The organism is Stutzerimonas chloritidismutans (assembly GCF_020783375.1).
Classification (GTDB): domain Bacteria; phylum Pseudomonadota; class Gammaproteobacteria; order Pseudomonadales; family Pseudomonadaceae; genus Stutzerimonas; species Stutzerimonas kunmingensis.
Map to the genome: position 1 here is coordinate 431,868 of NZ_CP086067.1, position 22,554 is coordinate 454,421.

Consider the following 22,554-nt stretch of genomic DNA (forward strand, 5'->3'; position numbering starts at 1 on the left):
CAATGAGCGAGTCCTTCATCGATCAGAGCAATTTCAGGCGGATTCTCGACCGCAATGTGGCCGTGCCACTGGGTTTCGGCTTTCTCAGCGCCTTCTTCTTCAGTGCGATCGTCTATTACCTGCTCAGCGTGGGCCAATGGGTCGAGCGTTCGGTTCAGGGTGTGGCCTATGCCCACGAATCGCAGAAGATGCTTAACGACATCGAGTCATCGATGCGCGGCTACCTGATCGCCGGCGAGCCGCGCTTTCTCGAGCCCTACGAGCGCGAGCGGCCGCTGTTCGAAGAGCAGCTTGAGCTGATGCGCGACTACTCGGCCGATGACGCCGAGCAGCTCGAGCGCGTCGAGCGCATTGCCATGCTGCACAGTCAATGGCTGGTCTTTGCCGAGGATCTGATCGCACAACGTGCTCAAGGGCAGTCCGTCGTCGAGGACGTGCAGAGCAAGCGTGGGCTTGAGCTGAAGGAGGATCAGCGCCGCCTGCTCAACGATTTCATCGCCCGCGAACGCCAGCTGCGCAGCGAGCGCACCGACGTATCTGAGGTGGTCACCACCGCACTGATCGGCGGCTTCTTGCTGTTCAGCCTGGTCTTCAGCGGCGTGCTGGTGTACCTCGGTCGTCGTGACCTGACCTCGCTGTCGGAAAGCTACTCGCAGTCGTTGCAGCGCCAGCAGTCCCATTCCGAGGCGCTTGAGCAGCAGGCCTGGTACCGCACCGGGCAGACGCAGCTCAGTGAGTCGATCATCGGCGAACTGGCCCTGCCTGCACTCGGCCAGGGCGTGCTGAACTTCCTCTCGCGTTATATCGATGTGGCGGTGGGGGCGCTCTACGTCGTGCAGGAAGGCAAGCTGCAACGCGTCGCCGAATATGCCTACGACCCCGAATACCTGCAGAGTGCGCGCACGCTGGACATCGGCAACGGTTTGGTCGGCCAGGCCGCGCTGGAGCGGCGGGTGATGACGCTCGAAGACCTGCCGGCGGACTACCTCAAGGTGACCTCCGGGCTGGGCAACACGGCGCCACGCTCGGTGCTTATCGTGCCGGTGGAAGACAGCGGCATGCTCAACGGCGTGATCGAGTTGGGTTTCCTGCGGCCGCTGCGCGAGCAGGACAGCGAGCTGCTGCGGCGCATCGTCCCGAGCATCGGCTCGGCCATCGAGGCGGCGCGCTATCGTCAGCGCCTGCAGAAGGTGCTCGCCGAAACCCAGCAGCTCAACGAGGAGCTGCAGGTGCAGCAGGAAGAACTGCGCGCCGCCAACGAGGAACTGGAAGAGCAGTCCAACGCCCTGCGCGAGTCCCAGGCGCATATGGAAGAACAGCAGGCCGAGCTGGAGCAGACCAACGAGCAGCTGGCCGAGCAGACCGAGGAACTGGCGCGCCAGCGCGACCAGATGGACGAGAAGAATCAGCGCCTGAACGAGGTGCAGCTGATGCTCGAACAGCGCGCCGACGAGCTGCAGCGCGCCAGCCGCTACAAGTCCGAATTCCTTGCCAATATGTCCCATGAGCTGCGTACGCCGCTGAACAGCTCGCTGATCCTGGCCAAGCTGCTGGCCGACAACCCCGAGGGCAACCTCAGCGACGATCAGGTGCAGTTCGCCCGCTCCATCTATTCGGCGGGCAACGACCTGCTCACGCTGATCAACGACATCCTCGACATCTCCAAGGTGGAAGCCGGCAAGCTCGAGGTGCATCCCGAGTTGACCATCCTCACCCGCCTGGTCGACGGCATGAAGAATCTGTTCCTGCCGCTGGCCATGGAGAAATCCCTGCAGTTCAGCGTGGAGCTTGCCGATGACCTGCCGGCCAGTCTGTTCAGCGATCGCCAGCGCCTGGAGCAGATCATCAAGAACCTGCTGGCCAATGCCTTCAAGTTCACCGAGAAAGGCTCGGTGACGCTGCGCGTCGAACCGCGCGACGACGACCTGCTGGCCTTCGCCGTGCGCGACACCGGCATCGGCATCGCCCAGGAGCAGCAGGCGGCGATCTTCGAGGCATTCCGCCAGGCCGACGGCACCACCAACCGCCGTTACGGTGGCACCGGTCTGGGCCTGTCGATCTCCCGCGAACTGGCCAATCTGCTCGGCGGAGAGATCGAGGTGCGGAGCCAGCCGGGCGCCGGTAGCACCTTTACCCTGGTCGTGCCGCAGACCTACAGCGAAGCGCTCGTCGCCGAGCCGGACCTGGCGCAACCGAGCCGCCAGCCGGAGCCGAGCAGCGTACCGATGCCGGCGCCGAGCAAAGCACCGGCGCGTCACGACGAGCAGGCACTGCTCAATCGTGCCGCCGCGGTGCCGCAGGAGCGCCTGGCCGATGACCGCGACAGGTTCCCGTTCAAGGAACGCTGCGTGCTGGTGATCGAGGATGAACCGCAGTTCGCGCGCATCCTCCACGATCTCGCGCATGAGCTGCAGTACAGCTGTCTACTGTCGCAGAACGCCGACGACGGCTTCGATACCGCTGTGCAATACAAGCCGGACGCGATCCTGCTCGACATGCGCCTGCCGGATCACTCCGGCCTGACGGTGCTCGAACGGCTCAAGGAAAACCCCGCGACCCGGCATATCCCGGTGCACGTGGTATCGGTGGAGGATCGCAAGGAAGCGGCCCTGCAGATGGGCGCGGTGGGTTACGCGATGAAGCCGACCACCCGCGAAGAACTCAAGGACGTCTTCAGCCGGCTGGAGGCCAAGCTGGCGCAGAAGGTCAAGCGCATCCTGCTGGTCGAGGACGACGCGCTGCAGCGCGAGAGCATGTCGCGGCTGATCGAGGACGTCGACATCGAGATCACCGCCGTCGAGTTCGGTGCCCAGGCGCTCGAACTGCTGCGTGACACGGTGTTCGACTGCATGATCATCGACCTCAAGCTGCCGGACATGGACGGCAGCGAACTGCTCGAGCGCATGGCCAAGGAGGACATCTGCTCCTTCCCGCCGGTGATCGTCTACACCGGGCGCAACCTGACCCGCGACGAGGAGGCGGCGCTGCTCAAGTACTCGCGCTCGATCATCATCAAGGGCGCGCGCTCGCCGGAGCGGCTGCTCGACGAGGTGACGCTGTTCCTGCACAAGGTCGAGTCGGACATGCCGCCGGAGCGGCAGAAGATGCTGAAAAGCGCGCGCAGCCGCGAGAAGGCCTTCGAGGGCCGCAAGATCCTGGTGGTGGACGACGACGTGCGCAACGTCTTCGCCCTGACCAGCGCGCTGGAGCAGAAGGGCGCGCTGGTGGAGATCGCCCGCAACGGCCTGGAGGCCATCGACAAGCTGCAGCACGATGCCGGCATCGACCTGGTGCTGATGGACATCATGATGCCGGAGATGGATGGCTTCACCGCCATGCAGGAAATCCGCAAGGATGCCCGCTTCGCCAAACTGCCGATCATCGCGGTGACCGCCAAGGCGATGAAGGATGATCAGGACCGTTGCCTGCGTTCGGGCGCCAATGATTACCTGGCCAAACCCATCGACCTCGACCGGCTGTTCTCGCTGATCCGCGTCTGGCTGCCGAAAGTGGAGCTGCTGTGAAATGGGCGACCGTAACGTCGAGATCGAACTCAAGCTGCTGATTGAGGCGATCTACCTCAAGTACAGCTATGACTTCCGTGACTACTCCGGCGCTTCGCTCAAGCGCCGGGTATTGCTGGCGTTGAAGCAGTTGCAGTGCGAGAGCATCTCGGCCCTGCAGCGCAAGATCCTCTATGACCCGCAGGCCTTCATGGACCTGCTGCAGTACCTCACCATCCCGGTCAGCGAGATGTTCCGCGATCCCGGCTATTTCCGCGCGCTGCGGGAACAGGTGGTGCCGGTGCTGCGCACCTATCCGTCGCTGAAGATCTGGATCGCCGGCTGCAGCACCGGCGAAGAGGTCTACTCGATGGCCATCCTGCTCAAGGAGGAGGGGCTGCTCGAGCGCTCGATCATCTATGCCACCGACATCAATCCGCGCTCGCTGGAGCAGGCGCGCCAGGGCATCTTCGCCATCGACCACCTGCGCCAGTACACGGCCAACTATCAGCAGGCGGGTGGCACGCAGAGCTTTTCCGACTATTACACCGCCGCGTACGACTCGGCGATCATGGACAAGTCGCTGAAAGAAACGGTTACGTTTGCCGACCATAGCCTGGCCACCGATAGCGTATTTTCCGAAACGCATTTGATCTCCTGCCGCAACGTGCTGATCTATTTCAACAAGCCGCTGCAGGACCGCGCCTTCGGTCTGTTCCACGAATCGCTCTGCCACCGCGGGTTTCTCGGCCTGGGGAGCAAGGAGACGGTCGAGTTCTCCGGCTATGCCGGTTACTACGAGCCGTTCAACAAATCGGAAAGGATCTTCCGCAAGTCATGAGCAGCTCCGCGCAGGCGATTCTGCAGACCCGCCGCCAGCCGCCTATAGAGGCCGTGGTGATCGGCGCCTCGGCAGGTGGACTCGAGGCACTGGGGATAGTCCTTGAAGGCCTACCGAGCGGTTTCCGCTTGCCGATCCTGGTGGTCCAGCACGTGCCGGCCAATGGCCCGACGCATCTGGCCGAGATATTCGGACGCAGAACCCGGCTGCTGGTCAAGGAAGCTGACGACAAGGACCAGTTACGCTGCGGAATGCTGTACTTTGCCGCTCCCGGCTACCACCTGCTGGTCGAGAGCGACCGCAGCCTGTCCCTGAGCCAGGACGATGCGGTGCATTTTTCCCGTCCGTCGATCGATGTGCTGTTCGAATCGGCGGCCGATGCCTGGGGACCGCGGGTTGCGGGCTTCCTGCTGACCGGCGCTAACGAGGATGGCGCCGCCGGCCTCGAGGCGATCCACCGCGGCGGCGGGTTGACCGTGATTCAGGACCCCGTCGAAGCCGCCGTACCAACCATGCCTCGCGCCGCCCTGCGGCGCTTCGCGCCGGATTACATCTTGCCCCTACGCGACATTCACCGATTGTTGCGAGAACTGGAGTGACCATGCCCGACCGTACCGACGAGGTAAATCTACTGATCGTCGATGACCTGCCGGAGAACCTGCTGGCTCTGGACGCGCTGTTGCAGGCGCCCGGTATACGGGTTCATCAGGCCGAATCGGCCGAGCAGGCACTGGAGCTGTTGCTGCGGCACGAGTTCGCGCTGGCAATCCTCGACGTGCAGATGCCGGGCATGGACGGCTTCCAGTTGGCCGAGCTGATGCGCGGCACCGAGCGCACCAAGCAGATCCCCATCGTCTTCGTCAGCGCCGCCGGCCGTGAGCTCAACTATGCCTTCAAGGGTTACGAGAGCGGCGCGGTGGATTTCATGCAGAAGCCGTTGGATGCCCACGCGGTGCGCAGCAAGGTCAGTGTGTTCGTCGATCTTTATCGCGGGCGCAAGCGCCTGGCGCGCCAACTGGAGGCTCTGGAACGGAGCCGTCGTGAGCAGGAAGTGCTGCTCGACGAACTGCGCAGCACCCAGGCCGAGCTGGAGGGCGCCGTGCGCATGCGCGATGACTTCATGTCGATCGTCTCCCACGAGCTGAAAACGCCGCTCAACACCCTGATTCTCGAGGTGCAGCTGCGCAAGCTGCAGCTCAGTCGCAACAATCTCGAGGCCTTCAGTGAAGAGCGCCTGCGCAACATGGTGGACAAGGACGAGCGGCAGATTCAGAGCCTGATCCGCCTGATCGACGACATGCTAGATGTCTCGCGCATCCGTACCGGCAAGTTGTCGATCCGCCCGAGCCGCACCGACCTCGCGCAGCTGGTGGGCAACGTCGTGGAGAGCTTTGCGGCGCAGATGGAAGCCTGTGGCTGCGAACTGCGGCTGGAGCGAAACGAGCCGATTATCGGCGTTTGGGACGCCTTCCGTATCGAACAGGTACTGGCCAACCTGCTGACCAATGCCATGCGTTACGGGGCTGGCAAGCCGGTGCACGTCAGTGTCGTGTCGTGTGCAGACGGCGCCTGCATCGAGGTGCGCGACCACGGCATCGGCATCAGCCCGCAGAGTCTGGAGCGCATCTTCTGCCAGTTCGAACGTGCCGAAGGCAGCGAAAGTAGCGCCGGCCTGGGACTGGGCCTGTTCATCGCCGACCAGATCGTCCGTGCGCACAATGGGCGCATTCAGGTGCAGAGCGAGGAAGGCCAGGGCTCGCTGTTCCGCGTGCTGCTGCCGCTGGGCGAGTAGCTGCCGGTACGCTCGCTGGCCGGTAGGGCCGCAAGAGCGCATCTCCGCCCGAGCGGAGATGCTGCCTTATCCATCAGCGCCGGCCCCGGCGCGATACTGATTTTCCGCCTCAGGACGAGCAGCTGATCTCCAGGTGCTTGCCCCATTCCGGCGGCCGCTCGGCGTAGCGCTGCATGCCTGGCTGTTCCTCGAAGGGGCGGCTGAGCACGGCGTGCAATTCGCGCACGGGTGCGTAATCACCTTTTTCCGCCGCCTCGATTGCCTGCTGCGCCAGGTAGTTGCGCAGGATGTACTTCGGGTTGACCGCCTGCATGCGCGCCTGTCGCTCGGCCGGCTCGCTGCCCTCGCGTGCGGTGCGCTCGCAATAGTCCGCGGCCCAGGCATCGAAGCCCTGCAGATCGACGAAGTATTCGCGCAGGCGGCGGACCGCCTGTTCGGCCGGACACTCGCTGAGTTCGCGGAAGAAGTTCGTGTAATCGACGGCACTGGCCTGCATCAGTTGCAGCACGCGGCGTACCAGCGCCTCGTCATCCGCTTCGGCCTGGGCGAAACCCAGACGCCGGCGCATCAGGTCCAACCATTCCGCTTCGTACAGCGGCAGGAACAGCTCCATGGTTTCGCGCAGCACCTTGACCTCGACGAAAGGCGTCAGTGCCTGGGCCAGCGCCGCCAGGTTCCAGTGGGCGATGGGCACCTGGTTCTCGAAGGAGTAGCGTCCGGCGTCATCGGAATGGTTGCAGATGAAGCGCGCGTCGAAGTCGTCGAGAAAGGCGTAGGGGCCGAAATCGAAGGTGATGCCGAGGATCGACATGTTGTCGGTGTTCATCACCCCATGGCAGAAGCCGTAGGCCTGCCAGCGGGCGATCAGCGCGGCAGTGCGTTCGAGCACCTCGCGGAAGAATGCGTGGAACGGCTCGGGGTGTTCCAGCAGTTCGCTGAAGTGCGCCTCGATGACGTGTTCGAGCAGCTGTTTCAGCTCGGCGTGCTGGCGGGTGTAATAGAAGAACTCGAAATGGCCGAAGCGCACATGACTGGGCGCCAGGCGCAGCAGCATGGCACCGCGCTCCGGGCGCTCGCGGTAGACCAGCGAATCGGAACCGGTGACACACAGCGCCCGCGAGCTGGGAATGCCCAACGCATGCAGATGTTCGCTGGCGAGGAACTCGCGAATCGACGAGCGCAGCACCGCGCGGCCGTCGCCCATGCGTGAATAGGGCGTCTTGCCGGCGCCCTTGAGGTGCAAATCCCAGTACTCGCCGGCCTCGTTGACCACTTCGCCAAGCAGCAGCCCACGGCCATCGCCCAGCTGCGGGTTGTAGCTGCCGAACTGGTGGCCGGAATAGACCATCGCCCGTGGTTCGGCGGTCGACCAGATCTTGTGCCCGGAGAACAGTTCGGCAAACAGCGGCTGCTCGGCCTCGGCCGGGTCCAGATCCAGCAGCGCCATGGCCGCCTCGCTGACGACCACCAGGCGTGGATCATTCAGTGGCTGCGGCGAGACCTCGGTGGAGAAGGTATCGCCGAGGCGGGCGAAGCGGTTGTCGAAGGTCAGCTGGGTCAGGCTTTTCAAGATGTCTCCGGCGGCGGCAGGCGGGCGAGGAGTGCCCGGCCGCAGCCGGGCGTTCTGGACGTTGGAGAGTGCGCGGTGCCCGGACGTTCCTCAGCCGCGATCGTCGGTCGCCGGCTTCGGCGCGTCGTCGGCGGGCTTCGGCGTGGCACTGAGCTGCAACTGCTGGCCGGCGAAGTTCTTCAGGAACACATCGACCTGGCGGAAGGCGATGTTGATGCCGGCCTTGGTGAATTCACGGTCGATGAAGCGGTTGATCTCATCGGTGGCCGGGTTGCGGTCGCCCAGATCACGCACGTGGATGCGTAGTTCGTGGTCCAGCGTGCTCTCGCCGAAGTTGAGGAAGAACACCTGCGGCTCCGGGTCCTTGAGTACGCGCGGGTTGGCTTGAGCGGCCTTGTAGAGCAGCGCCTTCACCTGCTCCAGGTCCGAGCCGTAGCCCACGCCGACCTTGACCGTCACACGGGTCACGGTGTCGCTCAGCGACCAGTTGATCAGCTGACCGGTGATGAAGGTCTTGTTCGGGACGATGATGTCCTTGCGGTCGAAGTCGGTGATGGTGGTGGCGCGGATGCGAATCCGGCTGACCGTGCCCGACAGGTTGCCGATGGTCACCACGTCGCCGATTCGTACCGGGCGTTCGAAGAGGATGATCAGGCCGGAGATGAAGTTGGCGAAGATCTCCTGTAGGCCGAAACCCAGGCCCACCGATAGCGCGGCTACCAGCCACTGCAGCTTGTCCCAGCTGACGCCGAGGGTGGACAGCGTGGTGACGATGCCGAAGCCGGCCAGCGCATAGGACAGCAGCGTGGTGGTGGCGTAGGCGCTGCCCTGCGCCAGACGGAGCTTAGACAGCACCATGACTTCCAGCAGGCCGGGCAGGTTGCGCGCCAGGGCCACGGTGATGGCGATGATCAGCAGTGCGCCGAGCAGGTTGTTCAGGCTGATCGCCGCGGTGGTCAGGGCATCGCCGCTGCCGGTGGTGTATTCGTACAGGGTGATGTTGTCCAGGTAGGACACCACCGAGATCAGGTCGGACCAGACCCAGTACAGCGCCACGAGGAACACTCCGAACATGGTCAGGCGGGTCAGGCGCAGTGACTGCTGGTTGACCTGTTCGATGTCCAGCCCAGGTTCGCCCTGGGTTTCCACCGTGTCGCTGCCATCGTCGCCCTGCGCCTGGCGCTTGGCCAGGGCGCGCTTGTAGGCCAGCCGCCGCGCCGCGACGGTGAGGCCGCGGACCAGCGCCGCTTCGACGACGATCCAGATCATCAGCAGGTAGAGTGTGTCGATCAGGCGGTCGGTCAGCTTCAGCGCTGTGTAGTAGTAGCCAAAGCCCACCGCGACGATCAGCGCGATCGGCAGCACGCTGAACAGCAGGCCGATCATCAGGCGCAGCGGCGGGGCGTTCTGGCTCGACGGGCCCTTGAGCAGCAGGCGGTTGAGACGCCAGCTCATCAGGGCGAAGCAGGTCAGCACCACGAGAATGCCGAGCACGTCGTCGGCCAGCCGCGCCGGCTGATGTTCGGCGACGCTGACCACGGCAACCAGGGCCATGACGATCAGCCCCAGCCGGCGAATCTCGTCACGCAGGAAGGCCACCTGCGGCCGCGACCAGCCGAAGTGCAGCTCGGCCACGCGCCCTGGCGAGAGCATGCGGTAGGCGCTGTAGAACACCAGCCAGGCCTGGGCCATTTCGTACAGGGCGGCGCCGAGGACGTAGTTCTGCCCGCGCGCGTCCATCTGCAGCAGGTAGCCGCAAAGGGCCAGGAACATCGCGCCGGGCAGCGCCAGCAGCAGGTTGAGCAGCAGCGCCAGCGGGGTGTGCAACTGACTGTCGTTGCGGAAATGGCCGATTTCCTCGCTCAGCGAACTGAGTTTGGCGTCGATCTTCTTGCGCCACCAGAGCAGCGCGGCGATCAGCAGCAGCAGCGGCAGAAAGAACAGCGGGCGTTCCTTCAGTCCAGCACCCAACTCTTGCACCGCGGACAGCCAGGGCATCGCCGCGAGCTGCGCCTTGAGTCGGCGAACCGAACCCTGCAGCCAGTCCAAATCAAGCGGCTTGTTGCTGGGAATCCAGAACATCTGCTCGTCGAGGGTATTGCTAAGCGCGCTGGCGGTGTCCTGCAGCTGCTTCTGGTTGAGCTGCAGGGTGATCGAGGCGTTGAGCAGCGCGTCCAGCTCACGGTTGAGGCGGTCGAGCAGCTCGCTGCGGGTGGTGGCCAGGTCGAGCAGGGTGCGGCGCAGTTCGGGGGTCACTTCCTCCTCTTTCTGCTCGGCCAGCAACTGGTCGACATAGGCGGCGGCATTGCCCGCGGCTTCACGGCGCTGGTTGAGCTCGAACTGATAGAGACGGATATCGGCGATTTCGTCGGCGAGGTCCTTGTCCAGCTGCAGGCTCGGCAGCGCCTGTTTCTGCTGGTAGAGGATGCGCGACAGCAGCAGGCTGCCTTCAAGTACGGCGATCTGTTCTTCCAGCGCCTGGTCGGTTTGGTTGAGGGTATCGAGCTGCTGGCGGGTCTGCAGGTTCTGCTGGTTGAGGCGGTTGAGGCGCTCGGTGGCCCGCAACAGGTAGTCGGACAGCTTGAGGTTCTCGGCGCTTTCGGCGGCGAGCAGCTTGTCCGAGCCGGCCTGTTGCACCCGCGCGGAGAACTCGGCGACGGTCTGCTCCGATTCGGCACGGCGCTTCTCGTTGATCAGCCCTTGCAGGGCCTGGGTGTCCTGCTCGGCACGGGCGATGCGCTCGGCCAGCAGGTCGCGGCGGGCCTTGCCCAGGTCCTGCAGCAGGCTGTTGCCGGCCAGTTCCTGGCGGCGCAGTTCGATCTGCGCGCCGAGCGAGGCGATCTCCGCCTCCAGCAGCGCGCGGCGTTCCTCGCTCAGCGGCTTGCCGGATTCGCGTCCGCCCTTGAGCAGGTTGTTGATTTCCTGGATGCGCGTCTGCGCCGTGCCGATCTGCGCCTGGGCGCGCTCGGGACGGGTCTGCGCGCTGATGATCATGCTGTTGGCGGCACTGAACTGCTTCTGCCATTCGGACAGCTCCTCGACCCGCGCGCTCAGGCGCTGCTCGAGTGCCTCCACCGACTGGCTGGCATAGCGCTTGGCGGGGTCTTCGTCCGGGCTGGCCTTGAGTTTCGCCAGCTCGCGCTGAGCCTCGGTGATTTCCTTCGGCGCCTGCGCCAGCTGCGCTTTCAGTTCGGCCAGGCGGGTTTCGCTGGTCGCGGCCTGCTCGCTCATGCGCCGGGTCTGCTCGTCCAGCGAGGGTTGTGCGGATTTCGTTTCGCCTTCGCTGGCGGGTGGGGTGCCCGTCAGGCTGTCCAGTGATTGAGCATGCAGGGGGGCGACGAACAGGCAGAACGTCGAGAGCAACAGGGCGCGCAGAAGGGACATGGGGGCAGTGACGCAGCGGATGACCAGAAAGTGCGAAAGTCTACGGGCTGCGCCTGTCCAGCGCGAGTACCGCGCAACCGGTCGGGTGATGAGCGGTGAGGCCGCGTCATCCGCCGGCCATGGTGGCTTTAGAACATCAGCTGTGGGCCTGGCTTGTCACCTTCCGGAAACTTCAGGCCGACCTTGCGCACTTCGCCGGCCTCCATTGCTGCCACGGTCCAGGTCAGCCCGTTCCATTCGATCTGGTCGCCCACCACTGGCCGGCCACCGACCTCTTCGGCCATGAAGTTGCCGATGGTCTGATTGCCGTCCACATCGCCGAGCTTGAGGCCGTAGAGCGCGGTGATGGCGCTGAGCTGGGCGTCGGCCTCGAGGATGAAGTCGCCGAAGAAACGCAGGTCCTGGCCGCGCTTGGGTGCCTGGCTGAACAGTTTGCCTAGCGCCGGCAGGTCTTCGTCATGCCCGATCACGCAGAGGATGTCGTCCACCTGCAGCCGCGTGCTACCGGACGGATGCAGCAGGTTCTTGCCGCGGAACAGCGCGGCGATGCGCGTGCCGGGTGGCATCTTCAGTTCGCGCAGGGCGGCGCCGACGCACCATTTGCTGGCGCTCAGGCGGTAGACGAACATTTCCCACTGGCTGGTGGTGTGCACCTGCAGGCCGGTACGCGAGACCGGCATGGGCGACGGCGGTACCTCGACCTTGGCCTTCTTCGCCGCCCAGGCCAGCGTCGAACCCTGCAGCAGCAGCGACACCAGGACGATGAAGAACGCCACATTGAAGAACAGCTGGGCGTTTTCCAGCCCGGCCATCAGCGGGAATACCGCGAGGATCACCGGTACCGCGCCACGCAGGCCGATCCAAGAGATGAACAGGCGCTCGCGCAGGTGGAAGCTGCGGAACGGCAACAGGCTGACGAACACCGCCAGCGGGCGGGCGAACAGGATCATCCACAGCGACAGCGCCAGTGCCGGCAGGGCGATGGGCAGCAGTTCGCTGGGGGTGAGCAGCAGGCCGAGCACGAGAAACATGCCGATCTGGCTGAGCCAGGCCAGGCCGTCGAACATGTGCAGGATGCCGTGGCGGTTGCGAATCGGCCGGTTGCCCAGCAGCAGACCGCAGACGTAGATGGCGAGGATGCCGCTGCCGCCGATGGCGCCGGACAGGGCGAAGATCATCAGGCCACCGGCCACTGCCAGCAGCGGGTAGAGCCCGTCGGCCACCGACAGCCGGTTGATCAGCTGCAGCAGCAGCCAGCCGCCAGCCAATCCGAGCACGGTGCCTATACCGAACTGCTGCAGCAGAGTCAGCAGGAAGTCCCAGCCGAAGGTGGTCTGCCCGGCGAGCAGCATGTCGATCAGCGCGACGGTAAGGAACATCGCCATCGGGTCGTTGCTGCCCGACTCGATTTCCAGCGTCGAGCCAACCCGCTCGTTCAGGCCCTTGCCGTTGAGCAGGTTGAACACCACGGCGGCATCGGTGGAGCCGACGATCGCGCCGATCAGCAGACCCTGCAGCAGCGGCAAATCGAATAGCCAGGCAGCGGCCAGCCCGGTAAAGCCGGAGGTGATCGCCACGCCCAAGGTCGCCAGCGAGAACGCCGGTTTCAGGGCCACGCGGAAGGTTGCGGTACGGGTACGCATGCCTCCGTCGAGGAGAATCACCGCCAGCGCCAGGTTGCTGATGACGAAGGCCAGCTGATAGTCCTCGAAGACGATACCGCCTACGCCATCGACCCCGGCAAGCATGCCGACGCCGAGGAAAATCACCAGGATCGGCACGCCGAGACGCGCTGAAAGGGAACTCATCAGGATGCTCGCCGCCACCAACAAGGCACCGATAAAGAACAGGTGGTTGATGTTGCCGACGTCCAAATGAAGTCTCCGCTAGAGAAAGCTGCCGCGTGCCCATGCACGGGATATGCCAGCGATTCTAACCTGATGATTTGACAGCCTGTCAAAAAAACGCCCCGCAGGAGCGGGGCGCTGTTACAGCATGTGCGGCACGCTCTAGAACCAGGCGTCCTGCATCGTCAGGCAGGTCTCGTCGCGTGCGTCGAGGATGGCCAGCTCGTGCGCGCAAGCCGGCACTTCCCAGGTCAGAAAGTAGCGCGCGGCCTGCAGCTTGCCACGGTAGAAGTCCGCATCCGCCGGATTGCCTTCGGCCAGCCCGCGCTCGGCACGCAGTGCCTGCTCCAGCCAGCGCCAGCCAATCACTGCATGGCCGAACACCTTCAGGTATAGCGCCGAGTTGGCCAGCGCCTGGTTGACCTTGCCGGCTGCCAGATCGCCGAGCAGCGCCTGGGTCACGCTGGTGAGGCGGGCGATGTGCTGCTCCAGCGGCTGGCGCAGTGCGGTCAGCGAGTCGTATTCGGCGGCGCGTGCGCAGCTGGCCTGGATCAACCCGAGCAGCTGGCGCAGGCCGGCGCCCTTGTTTTGCATCAGCTTGCGGCCGAGCAGGTCCAGCGACTGGATGCCGTGGGTGCCTTCGTGGATCGGATTGAGGCGGTTGTCGCGGTAGTACTGTTCCACCGGGTATTCGCGGGTGTAGCCATGCCCGCCGAGAATCTGGATGGCCAGCTCGTTGGCCTTCAGGCAGTACTCCGACGGCCAGGATTTGACGATCGGCGTCAGCAGGTCGAGCAGCTCGCCAGCGTTGCGCCGCTCCTCGTCGCTCTCGGCAGTGTGTTCGTCGTCCACCAGGCGTGCCGAGTACAGGCCAAGATCGAAGGCGCCTTCGACATAGGCCTTCTGCATCAGCAGCATGCGTTTGACGTCGGTGTGCTCGATGATCGGCACCTGTGTCGAAGCCGGGTCCTTGCCGTCCGGCAGGCGGCCTTGCGGACGCTCGCGGGCGTAGTTCAGCGAGTAGAGGTAGCCGGCATAGCCGAGCATGATCGCGCCCATGCCGACGCCGATGCGCGCCTCGTTCATCATCTGGAACATGTAGGCCAGGCCCTTGTGCGGCTCGCCTACCAGATAGCCGACGCAGTTGCCGTTGTCGCCGAAGTTCAGTGCCGTGCTGGTGGTGCCGCGCCAACCCATCTTGTGGAACAGGCCGGCCAGCAGTACGTCGTTGCGCTCGCCCAGCGAGCCGTCGTCGTTGACCAGGAACTTCGGCACGATGAACAGGCTGATGCCCTTCACCCCGGGCGGCGCGTCCGGCAGCTTGGCCAGCACCATGTGCACGATGTTTTCCGACAGCGGGTGGTCGCCGCCGGAAATGAAGATCTTGTTGCCCTTGAGGCGATAGCTGCCGTCACCGGCCGGTTCGGCGCGGGTGCGGATGTCCGACAGCGACGAGCCGGCATGCGGCTCGGTGAGTGCCATGGTGCCGAAGAAGCGGCCCTCGAGCATCGGCTGCAGGAAGCGCTGCTTCTGCTCGTCGGAGCCGAAGGCCTCGATCAGGTGCGAGGCGCCCATGCTCAGCATTGGGTAGGAGCTGGTGGCGATGTTGGCCGACTGGAAATGCGCGAAGCAGGCCCGCGACAGCAGGTTCGGCAGCTGCATGCCGCCGTCGTCGAAGCTGCGCTGCGCGTTGTGAAAGCCCGCCTCGATAAAGGCGTCCACGGCCGGCTTGACCTCGGGAATCAGCACCGCTTCGCCGTTGACGTACTGCGGCTCGTGCTCGTCGGACTTGCGGTTGTGCGGTGCGAAGTATTTCTCGGCGATGGTGCGCGCGGTGCCGATGGCGGCGTCGAAGGTTTCGCGGCTGTGATCGGCGAAGTGCTCGCGGCGGGTCAGGGCCTCGGCGTCCAGCACTTCGTAGAGTTCGAATGCCAGGTTACGCGGGCAGAGCAGGGTCTCGGTCATGGTCAACCTCCATTTTTATCGGCCCGAGTCTAAGGACCACGGTTTTCCATTGCCTAGCTTCATCCATTGCACTGATGAAGCGTCAACACGGGGTCGCTCCGTTCAGCCGAACAGCTGGCGCATGAGCGCGGCCAGTTCGCCATCGCCCAGGCCGGCGGCATCAAGATGGCTGAGGGCGGCCTCTCGATGGGTTGCCAGCTGCTGCTCTGCCGCCTGCTGGCCAAGCAGCGAGACCACGGTCGCCTTGGCCCGGTCCTGCTGGCAGTCCTTGCCGGTCTGTTCGGGCGTCAGGCCATCGGCGATATCGTCGAGCAGCTGAAACGCCAGGCCCAGTTCGTTGGCAAAGCCTTGCAGATGGCGTGTCCGCGTCCGCTCAGCCCCCGCGAGCAGGGCCGCAACTTCCAATGCGGCGGTGAACAGTGAGCCGGTTTTCAGCTTATTGGTGGCAATCACCGCATCGAGCTGCTGTGCTTCCTGTGCGCCATGCAGGTCGCGAAATTGCCCACGCACCAGGCCCTGCGCACCGACCGCTCGCGCCAGCGTGGCCACCGCGTCGTTGCGCTGCCTGGGCGTGAGTCTGGGCGCGGTGGCGGTTATGCCATAGGCATGGCTGAGCAGGGCCACTGAGGCGAGGACGGCGACATCCTCGCCGAAACGCAGATGAATGGTCGGCTGGCCGCGCCGCAGGCTGGCGTTGTCCATGCATGGCATGTCGTCGAGAAACAGCGAGGCGGCGTGGATCATCTCCAGCGCACATGCCGGGTCCAGGCCGATATCGGGGTCGACGCCGAGATCTCCCAGCGCCAGCAGCAACAACAGTGGCCTGATTCGTTTGCCGGGAGCGAGGGTGCCTTCACGTAACGCCAGCGTGACCTTGTCCAGCTCCGACTCGGGTCGCGGCAGGCGCTTGGCCAGGCGCTCGTCGACCTGTCGTCGCAGGCGCAGCAGGCTGTCGCATTGCGGAAGCGGGAGGGTGGAATTCTGCGTTTGCATGGCGGTGCCCTCGCTGGCGCCCCAGTTCGAGCACCAGGGTTGTGCAATGTTGTACAACGATTGGACGTTATGACAAAAACCTGTACAACTCGTTGCCATCGCATAGCACTTTTTTCAGGGCGTCACGTCCAAACAAGTCTTCCCGGGAGCCGATTTCCATGAGCAAACAATCGTTGGTCAGCCGCAAAAACGATCATCTGGACATCGTTCTCGATCCGGCGCGCGCCGCCGGTGCGACGGGTACCGGTTTCGGCGCATTTCGCTTTGAGCACTGCGCCCTGCCCGAGTTGCACCTGGACCAGATCGAGCTGCACACCCGGCTGTTCGGCCGCCAGCTGCGGGCACCGCTGCTGATCAGCTCGATGACCGGCGGCGCCGCGCGCTCGGCCGCGATCAACGCGCACCTGGCGGAAGCTGCGCAGCACCTGGGTATCGCGATGGCGGTGGGGTCGCAACGGGTTGCGCTCGAAACTGCGGGCGATCAGGGCCTGACGGGCCAGTTGCGCCAGCTCGCGCCGGACATCCTCCTGCTGGCCAATTTCGGAGCCGCCCAGCTGGTACGCGGCTACGGCGTGGACGAGGCGCGGCGTGCGGTCGAGATGATCGATGGCGATGCGCTGATCGTGCACCTGAACCCGCTGCAGGAAGCGGTGCAGCCGGGCGGCGACCGTGATTGGCGAGGCGTGCTGCGGGCGATCGAAGCGCTGGCCAGCCGCCTGGCGGTGCCGGTGGTGATCAAGGAAGTCGGTGCCGGCATATCCGCGACAGTGGCGCGGCAGCTGGTCGATGCCGGCGTTGCCGCCATCGATGTCGCGGGCTCCGGCGGCACCAGCTGGGCCGCGGTGGAAGCCGAACGCGCCACTGATGTCAGCCAGCGCGCGATCGCCCAGGCCTTCGCCGAGTGGGGCATCCCCACGGCGCAGGCGCTGCAGGCCGTGCGCAAGGCCTGCCCGGATACGCCGCTGATCGCCTCCGGAGGCATTCGCGACGGCGTGGAGGCGGCCAAGGCGATCTGCCTGGGCGCCGATCTGGTCGGGCAGGCAGCGGGCGTGCTGCAAGCCGCGATGCTGAGCAGTGAGGCGGTGGTCAAGCACTTCGAAGTGCTGATCGAGCAGCTGCGGATCGCCTGCTTCTGTACAGGTTCGGCCGGCCTCGCGGAGCTGCGGCAGGCGCGGCTGCTGCAAGTGCCCACTGCCTGATGCCGGGCAGAGCCGCCAGATGACTCATTTCGCGGCAATCGCGCCGCCCTTTCTCAGCCACCTGCGCGCGTTCGAAGCAGTCGCCTGGGCGCTGACGCAGCGAGGTCACCGAGTGACTTTCGTCCAGCAGGCCGATGTCGCCGAGCTGTTGACGTTGCCCTCGGCCGGATTCGCCGCCATCGGCGCCGAGTCCCATCCGCCGGGCAGCCTGGCTGCGGTGGTCCGCCGCGCCGCGCAACCGGGACCGTTCGGCATTCGGCGGGTCATCGCCGACATGGCGGCGAGCACTGCATTGTTCTGTCGCGAGGCGCCGGGCATGCTGCGTTCGCTGAAGGTCGACGCCGTGCTGGCCGATCAGATGGAGCCAGCGGGCGCGCTGGTAGCCGAGCATCTTGGCCTGCCGTTCGTTTCCATTGCCTGCGCCCTGCCGTTCAATCGCGAGCCGCTGGTGCCCTTGCCGGTGATGCCCTGGCGCTACCGGGCGACCGACTGGGGCGAGCAGCTCAACCTGCACAGCAGTCGTGTCTACGACCGCCTGATGCGCCCCCACGCCGAGGTGATCCAGCACTACTGTCAGGCGTTAGGCCTGGCGCCGCGCTCGACCTTGAGCGAGTGCCTGTCGCCGCTGCTGCAGGTCAGCCAGACGGTGCCAGGTTTCGACTTTCCGCGCCGCCAGCTCCCGGCGAATTTTCATGCTGTCGGGCCGTTGCGTCGTCCGCTGGAAAACGAAGCCGAGCTGAACCTGCCAATCGATCCGGCGCGGCCGTTTGTCTTCGCCTCGCTGGGCACCCTGCAGGGACATCGCTATACCTTGCTGCGCAATATCGCCAGCGCCTGCAAGCCGCTCGGCGTACAGCTGTTGATCGCCCATTGCGGCGGGTTGAATGCCGCGCAAGCGGCGCGGCTGCAGGATGAGGGGGCGTATTGGGTCACCGACTTCGCACCCCAGCGGGCGGCATTGGCCAGGGCTGCGGCGGTCATCACCCACGCCGGGCTGAATACCGTGCTCGATGCGCTTGAGGCCGGTGTGCCGATGCTGGCGCTGCCGATTGCCTTCGATCAGCCGGGTGTCGCGGCGCGTATCGAACATGCCGGCGTCGGCCTGCGCCTGCAGCCGCAACTGGCGAGCCCGGCGCGGATCGGTCACGCATTGCAGCGGTTGTTGAGCGAAGGCGAGTTTCGCCGGCGGGCGGCACAGCTGGGCGCAGAAGTGCGGCAGGCTGGCGGCGTCGTTCGTGCCGCCGAGCTGATCGAGGCTGCGCTCGGGACAGATGGGCAACGGCTGGAGGTGGCGAGTGGCGCTTGATGCGGACCTGATCCTGGTTGGCGGCGGGCTGGCCAACGGCCTTTTGGCCCTGCGCCTGCGTCAGCAGCGGCCTGATCTGCGCCTGCTGCTCGTCGAGCAGGGCGACACCCTGGGCGGCAATCACACCTGGTCGTTTCACCAGCACGATCTGACGCCGGCTCAGCACCGTTGGCTGGAGCCCATGGTGAGCAAGCGCTGGCCCGGCTATGAAGTGATCTTTCCCGACCTGCAGCGCCGGCTGGGCAGCGGTTACGCGAGCATCTTCTCGGAGCGCTTTCACCAGTACCTGATGCCCGAACTGAGCGATGGCGTGCGTTTGCGCACCACCGTAGCAAGCGTGGAGCCACAAAGGGTGCGTCTGGCCTCGGGGGACATCCTGCAGGCCGGCGCCGTGATCGATGGACGCGGCGTGCGCCGGACCGATCAGCTGGCCCTCGGCTTTCAGAAGTTTCTCGGCCAGGAACTGCGCCTGCAGCAGCCGCACGGCTTGCAGGAGCCGATCATCATGGATGCCAGTGTCGCCCAGCACGACGGCTATCGCTTCGTCTACGTGCTGCCGCTAAGTGCGGACAGCCTGCTGATCGAAGACACCTACTACGCCGACGGCGACGCGGTAGCGCCGGAGACACTACGCGCCAATATCCAGCGCTACGCCGAGGGCCGCGGCTGGGCGATCCGCGAGGTGCTGCGCGAGGAGCAGGGCGTGCTGCCCATCGTGCTTTCCGGTGATCTGCCGGCGTTCTGGGAGGAGGCGCGCGGCGTGCCGCAGACCGGGCTGTCCGCGGCGTTGTTCCATCCCACCACCGGCTACTCGCTGCCCGATGCGGTACGTCTGGCCGATCACCTGATCGCGCTGGATCGCTGGGATGCCGCCGGCCTGTTCGAGGCGATCCGCGACTACTCGCTGGCGCAGTGGCGCCAGCGCGGCTTCTTCCGACTGCTCAATCGCATGCTGTTCTTGGCCGGTCCGGCGGATCGCCGCTGGGCGGTGATGCAACGTTTCTATCGCCTGCGCGAACCGCTGATCCAGCGTTTCTATGCGGCCAAGCTGACCACCCGCGACCGCTTGCGCATCGTCTCGGGCAAGCCTCCTGTTCCGCTCGGCGAGGCGCTGCGCGCACTTGCCGCCCATGATCTGCATCGCAAGGATTACCGATGAACCAAGCTAAACGAGCGGTGGTGATCGGCGCCGGCTTCGGCGGGCTGGCGTTGGCCATCCGCCTGCAGCGCGCCGGCATCCAGACCACGCTGCTGGAGAAGCGCGACAAGCCGGGTGGCCGCGCCTACGTCTATCACGACCAGGGTTTCACCTTCGACGCCGGGCCGACGGTGATCACCGATCCGCCAGCGCTGGAAGAACTCTTCAGCGGCGCCGGCAAGCGCATGGCCGATTACGTCGAGCTGCTGCCGGTCAGTCCTTTCTACCGACTGTGCTGGGAGGACGGTTACAGCTTCGATTACGTCAACGACCAGGCCCAGCTGGATCGGCAGATCCACGCCCTTAATCCGAAAGACGTCGCCGGTTATCAGCGCTTTCTCGCCTATTCGCGCGCGGTGTATGAAGAGGGCTACGTCAAACTCGGCACCGTGCCCTTCCTGTCGTTCCGCAGCATGATTGGCGTCGCTCCGCAGCTGGCCAAGCTGCAGGCCTGGCGCAACGTGTACAGCATGGTGGCCAAGTTCGTGGAGAACGACCGGCTGCGGCAGGCGCTGTCCTTTCACTCGCTGCTGGTCGGCGGCAATCCGTTCGAAACTTCATCGATCTACGCGCTGATTCATGCGCTGGAGCGCCAGGGCGGTGTCTGGTTCCCGCGCGGCGGCACCGGTGCGCTGGTGCAGGGCATGGTCAAGCTGTTCGAAGACCTCGGCGGCAAGCTGGAGCTGAACGCCGAGGTGGCGCGTATCGAGTTGGCCGAAGGGCGGGCGAAGGCAGTGATCACGGGTGACGGTCGGCGCTTCGATACCGATGCAGTGGCTTCCAACGGCGATGTGGTCAACACCTACAAGCAGCTGCTCGGGCATGAGGCGCGCGGTCGCGACGAGGCCAAACGGCTATCCGGCAAGCGTTTCTCGATGTCGCTGTTCGTCATCCATTTCGGCCTCAAGCGCCGCCACGAGCACCTGCAGCATCACACGGTGTGCTTCGGGCCGCGCTACCGCGAGCTGATCGACGAGATTTTCAAGCGTGAGACCCTGGCCGATGATTTCTCCCTCTACTTGCATGCGCCCTGCGTAACCGATCCCTCGCTGGCGCCGGAAGGCTGCGCCAGTCATTACGTGCTCGCCCCGGTACCGCACCTGGGCACGGCGGATATCGACTGGGCGGTGGAGGGGCCGAAATACCGCGATCGCATTTTCGAATACCTCGAACGCTATTACATACCCGGGCTGCGCGGCGATCTGGTCACCCATCGGATCTTCACACCGCACGATTTCCGTGACGAGCTCAATGCTCATCTCGGCTCGGCTTTTTCGCTGGAGCCGATCCTTACCCAAAGCGCCTGGTTCCGCCCGCACAACCGCGATGACGTGATCCCTAACCTCTATATCGTCGGGGCCGGAACCCATCCTGGCGCGGGTGTGCCGGGCGTCGTCGGTTCGGCCAAAGCTACAGCCGGGTTGATGCTGGAGGACTTCCTATTGAAGGAGCAGGCCGGATGAACGACCGGGTAATCGATCAGTCGACCCAGGCGATCAATGTCGGCTCCAAGAGCTTCGCCGCGGCGGCGAAGCTGTTCGACGAGCGCACCCGCCAGAGTGCGGTGATGCTCTACGCCTGGTGCCGTCATTGCGACGATGTGATCGACGGGCAGACGCTGGGGCATGGCCAGGTCGAGGGCGATCGTTCCACCAGCGAAGCGCGACTGGCCGAGCTGGTCGATCTCACTGAGCGCGCCTATGCCGGCGAGCCGATGGTCGATCCGGCGTTCGCCGCCTTCCAGCAGGTGATCCAGCGTCATCGGATTCCCAAGGCCCATCCGCTGGAGCATCTGGCGGGCTTTCGCATGGATGTGCAGGGCTACCGCTACCAGACCCTCGACGACACCCTGCTGTATTGCTATCGCGTTGCCGGCGTGGTGGGCCTGATGATGGCGCGGGTGATGGGCGCCGCAGCGGAGCCGACGCTGGATCGCGCCTGTGATCTGGGCTTGGCCTTTCAGCTCACCAACATTGCCCGCGATATCGTCGAGGATGCGCAGATCGGCCGTGTCTACCTGCCGGCCGAGTGGCTGGCCGAAGTGGGCATCCCTGAAGATGAGATCGCGCTACCTGAGCATCGTGCGGCATTGGCCACGCTGGCAGCGCGACTGGTGGATCTGGCCGAACCCTACTATCGCTCGGCGTCGCAGGGCCTGCGCGATCTGCCGCTGCGCTCGGCCTGGTCGATTGCCACGGCCCATGGCGTCTACCGGCAGATCGGCGTCGAGGTGAAAGCGCGTGGCGCGGGGGCCTGGGATACGCGGGTGTCGACGAGCAAGGCGCAGAAGCTGCAGTTCCTGCTGGGCGGCGGTGTGCTGGCGCTGGCCTCGCGGCGGATGCAGGTCAGGCCGCGTCCTGACGGTCTTTGGAGGCGTCCTCGCTAGCGCTAACGCTCGCCTTGCGCAGCGGTCCGTCATGCAGCTCGCGCAGCTGGCGCTTGAGTACCGGCAGCGGCGGCGCATAGAGAAAGCCGAAGGACACGCAGCGCTCCTTGCCCTCGACCGCATGGTGCATGCGATGCGCCTGATACAGCCGTTTGAGGTAGCCGTTGCGCGGCACGTAGCGCAGCGGCCAGCGGTGGTGCACCAGGCCGTCGTGGGCGACGAAATAGAGAAAGCCGTAGGCCGTCATGCCAGCACCGATCCATTCCAGCGGGTGATAACCGGCGGTACCCATGGCGATCAGCAGAATCGCCACGCCGGCGAACACCACCGCATACAGGTCGTTCTTCTCGAACCAGCCGCTGCGTGGCTCGTGGTGCGACTTGTGCCAGCCCCAACCCCAGCCGTGCATCACGTACTTGTGTGCCCACCAGGCGAAGACTTCCATGCCGGCCAGGGTGGCCAGGAAGACGAGCGTATTGGTCAGTGGGCTCATGGCGGCGTTCCGTGTGACGTGCGGTCGATTCTACGCCCCGTCACGGCGGCCCAGGGCTCGCCGCGACGGACTGCGTA

15 protein-coding genes are annotated in these 22,554 nt (G+C 65.2%); 9 read left to right on the forward strand and 6 right to left on the reverse strand.

The window, feature by feature from the left end; all coding sequences use genetic code 11:
- The first annotated feature begins 2 nt into the window (after positions 1–2).
- Genes LLJ08_RS02000 through LLJ08_RS02015 form a run of 4 tightly spaced genes read left to right on the forward strand, consistent with a single transcriptional unit; the run spans position 3 to position 6,136 of the window.
- A complete protein-coding gene (locus tag LLJ08_RS02000) occupies positions 3–3,524 on the forward strand; it encodes a response regulator (RefSeq protein ID WP_228208074.1) in 3,522 nt (1,173 codons plus the stop codon).
- 1 nt (position 3,525) lies between these two features.
- Positions 3,526–4,344 carry a CheR family methyltransferase gene (locus LLJ08_RS02005; RefSeq protein WP_228208075.1) on the forward strand — a complete coding sequence of 273 codons (819 nt, stop codon included), beginning with the start codon at positions 3,526–3,528 and terminating at the stop codon, positions 4,342–4,344.
- The gene (locus tag LLJ08_RS02010; RefSeq protein ID WP_014818846.1) at positions 4,341–4,943 is read left to right on the forward strand and encodes a chemotaxis protein CheB; all 603 of its coding nucleotides are present in this window, start codon (positions 4,341–4,343) and stop codon (positions 4,941–4,943) included. The genes LLJ08_RS02005 and LLJ08_RS02010 overlap by 4 nt, the downstream gene beginning before the upstream one ends.
- A 2-nt stretch (positions 4,944–4,945) precedes the next feature.
- Positions 4,946–6,136, forward strand: coding sequence for a hybrid sensor histidine kinase/response regulator (locus LLJ08_RS02015; RefSeq protein WP_023445222.1), 1,191 nt, complete (start codon positions 4,946–4,948; stop codon positions 6,134–6,136).
- A gap of 109 nt (positions 6,137–6,245) precedes the next feature.
- Here LLJ08_RS02015 and selO read toward each other — a convergent pair whose 3' ends face one another.
- The 5 genes from selO to LLJ08_RS02040 all read right to left on the reverse strand — a co-directional run bounded on the left by selO (position 6,246) and on the right by LLJ08_RS02040 (position 15,895).
- Positions 6,246–7,706: a protein adenylyltransferase SelO gene (selO, locus tag LLJ08_RS02020; RefSeq protein ID WP_228208076.1), complete on the reverse strand. Its 1,461-nt coding sequence runs from the start codon at positions 7,704–7,706 to the stop codon at positions 6,246–6,248.
- Positions 7,707–7,796: 90 nt separating this feature from the next.
- Positions 7,797–11,090, reverse strand: a complete 3,294-nt coding sequence (gene mscK, locus LLJ08_RS02025; RefSeq protein ID WP_228208077.1) for a mechanosensitive channel MscK — start codon at positions 11,088–11,090, stop codon at positions 7,797–7,799.
- Positions 11,091–11,218: 128 nt separating this feature from the next.
- Positions 11,219–12,964: a potassium/proton antiporter gene (locus tag LLJ08_RS02030; RefSeq protein WP_179485530.1), complete on the reverse strand. Its 1,746-nt coding sequence runs from the start codon at positions 12,962–12,964 to the stop codon at positions 11,219–11,221.
- 135 nt (positions 12,965–13,099) lie between these two features.
- Positions 13,100–14,902 (reverse strand): acyl-CoA dehydrogenase, encoded by a 1,803-nt coding sequence (locus LLJ08_RS02035; RefSeq protein WP_228208078.1) that lies wholly within the window; start codon positions 14,900–14,902, stop codon positions 13,100–13,102.
- 102 nt (positions 14,903–15,004) lie between these two features.
- On the reverse strand, positions 15,005–15,895 hold the full coding sequence (locus LLJ08_RS02040) for a polyprenyl synthetase family protein (protein WP_228208079.1): 891 nt from the start codon (positions 15,893–15,895) through the stop codon (positions 15,005–15,007).
- Positions 15,896–16,053: 158 nt separating this feature from the next.
- Between LLJ08_RS02040 and fni the strand changes: the two genes are divergently transcribed.
- The 5 genes from fni to LLJ08_RS02065 are packed head-to-tail and all read left to right on the forward strand — an operon-like array spanning position 16,054 to position 21,984.
- Positions 16,054–17,094 carry a type 2 isopentenyl-diphosphate Delta-isomerase gene (gene fni / locus LLJ08_RS02045; protein ID WP_228208080.1) on the forward strand — a complete coding sequence of 347 codons (1,041 nt, stop codon included), beginning with the start codon at positions 16,054–16,056 and terminating at the stop codon, positions 17,092–17,094.
- A gap of 19 nt (positions 17,095–17,113) precedes the next feature.
- Positions 17,114–18,400 (forward strand): glycosyltransferase, encoded by a 1,287-nt coding sequence (locus LLJ08_RS02050; protein WP_228208081.1) that lies wholly within the window; start codon positions 17,114–17,116, stop codon positions 18,398–18,400.
- A complete protein-coding gene (gene crtY, locus LLJ08_RS02055) occupies positions 18,390–19,559 on the forward strand; it encodes a lycopene beta-cyclase CrtY (RefSeq protein ID WP_228208082.1) in 1,170 nt (389 codons plus the stop codon). The genes LLJ08_RS02050 and crtY overlap by 11 nt, the downstream gene beginning before the upstream one ends.
- Positions 19,556–21,061: a phytoene desaturase gene (locus LLJ08_RS02060; RefSeq protein ID WP_228208083.1), complete on the forward strand. Its 1,506-nt coding sequence runs from the start codon at positions 19,556–19,558 to the stop codon at positions 21,059–21,061. The genes crtY and LLJ08_RS02060 overlap by 4 nt, the downstream gene beginning before the upstream one ends.
- Complete coding sequence (locus LLJ08_RS02065) at positions 21,058–21,984, forward strand: phytoene/squalene synthase family protein (protein WP_228208084.1); 927 nt, start codon at positions 21,058–21,060, stop codon at positions 21,982–21,984. Before LLJ08_RS02060 ends, LLJ08_RS02065 begins: the two co-directional genes overlap by 4 nt.
- Here LLJ08_RS02065 and LLJ08_RS02070 read toward each other — a convergent pair.
- Entirely contained in the window at positions 21,944–22,477 is a 534-nt protein-coding gene (locus tag LLJ08_RS02070; RefSeq protein ID WP_058064932.1) for a sterol desaturase family protein, read from the reverse strand. The genes LLJ08_RS02065 and LLJ08_RS02070 overlap by 41 nt on opposite strands.
- Between the last annotated feature and the right edge of the window lie 77 nt (positions 22,478–22,554).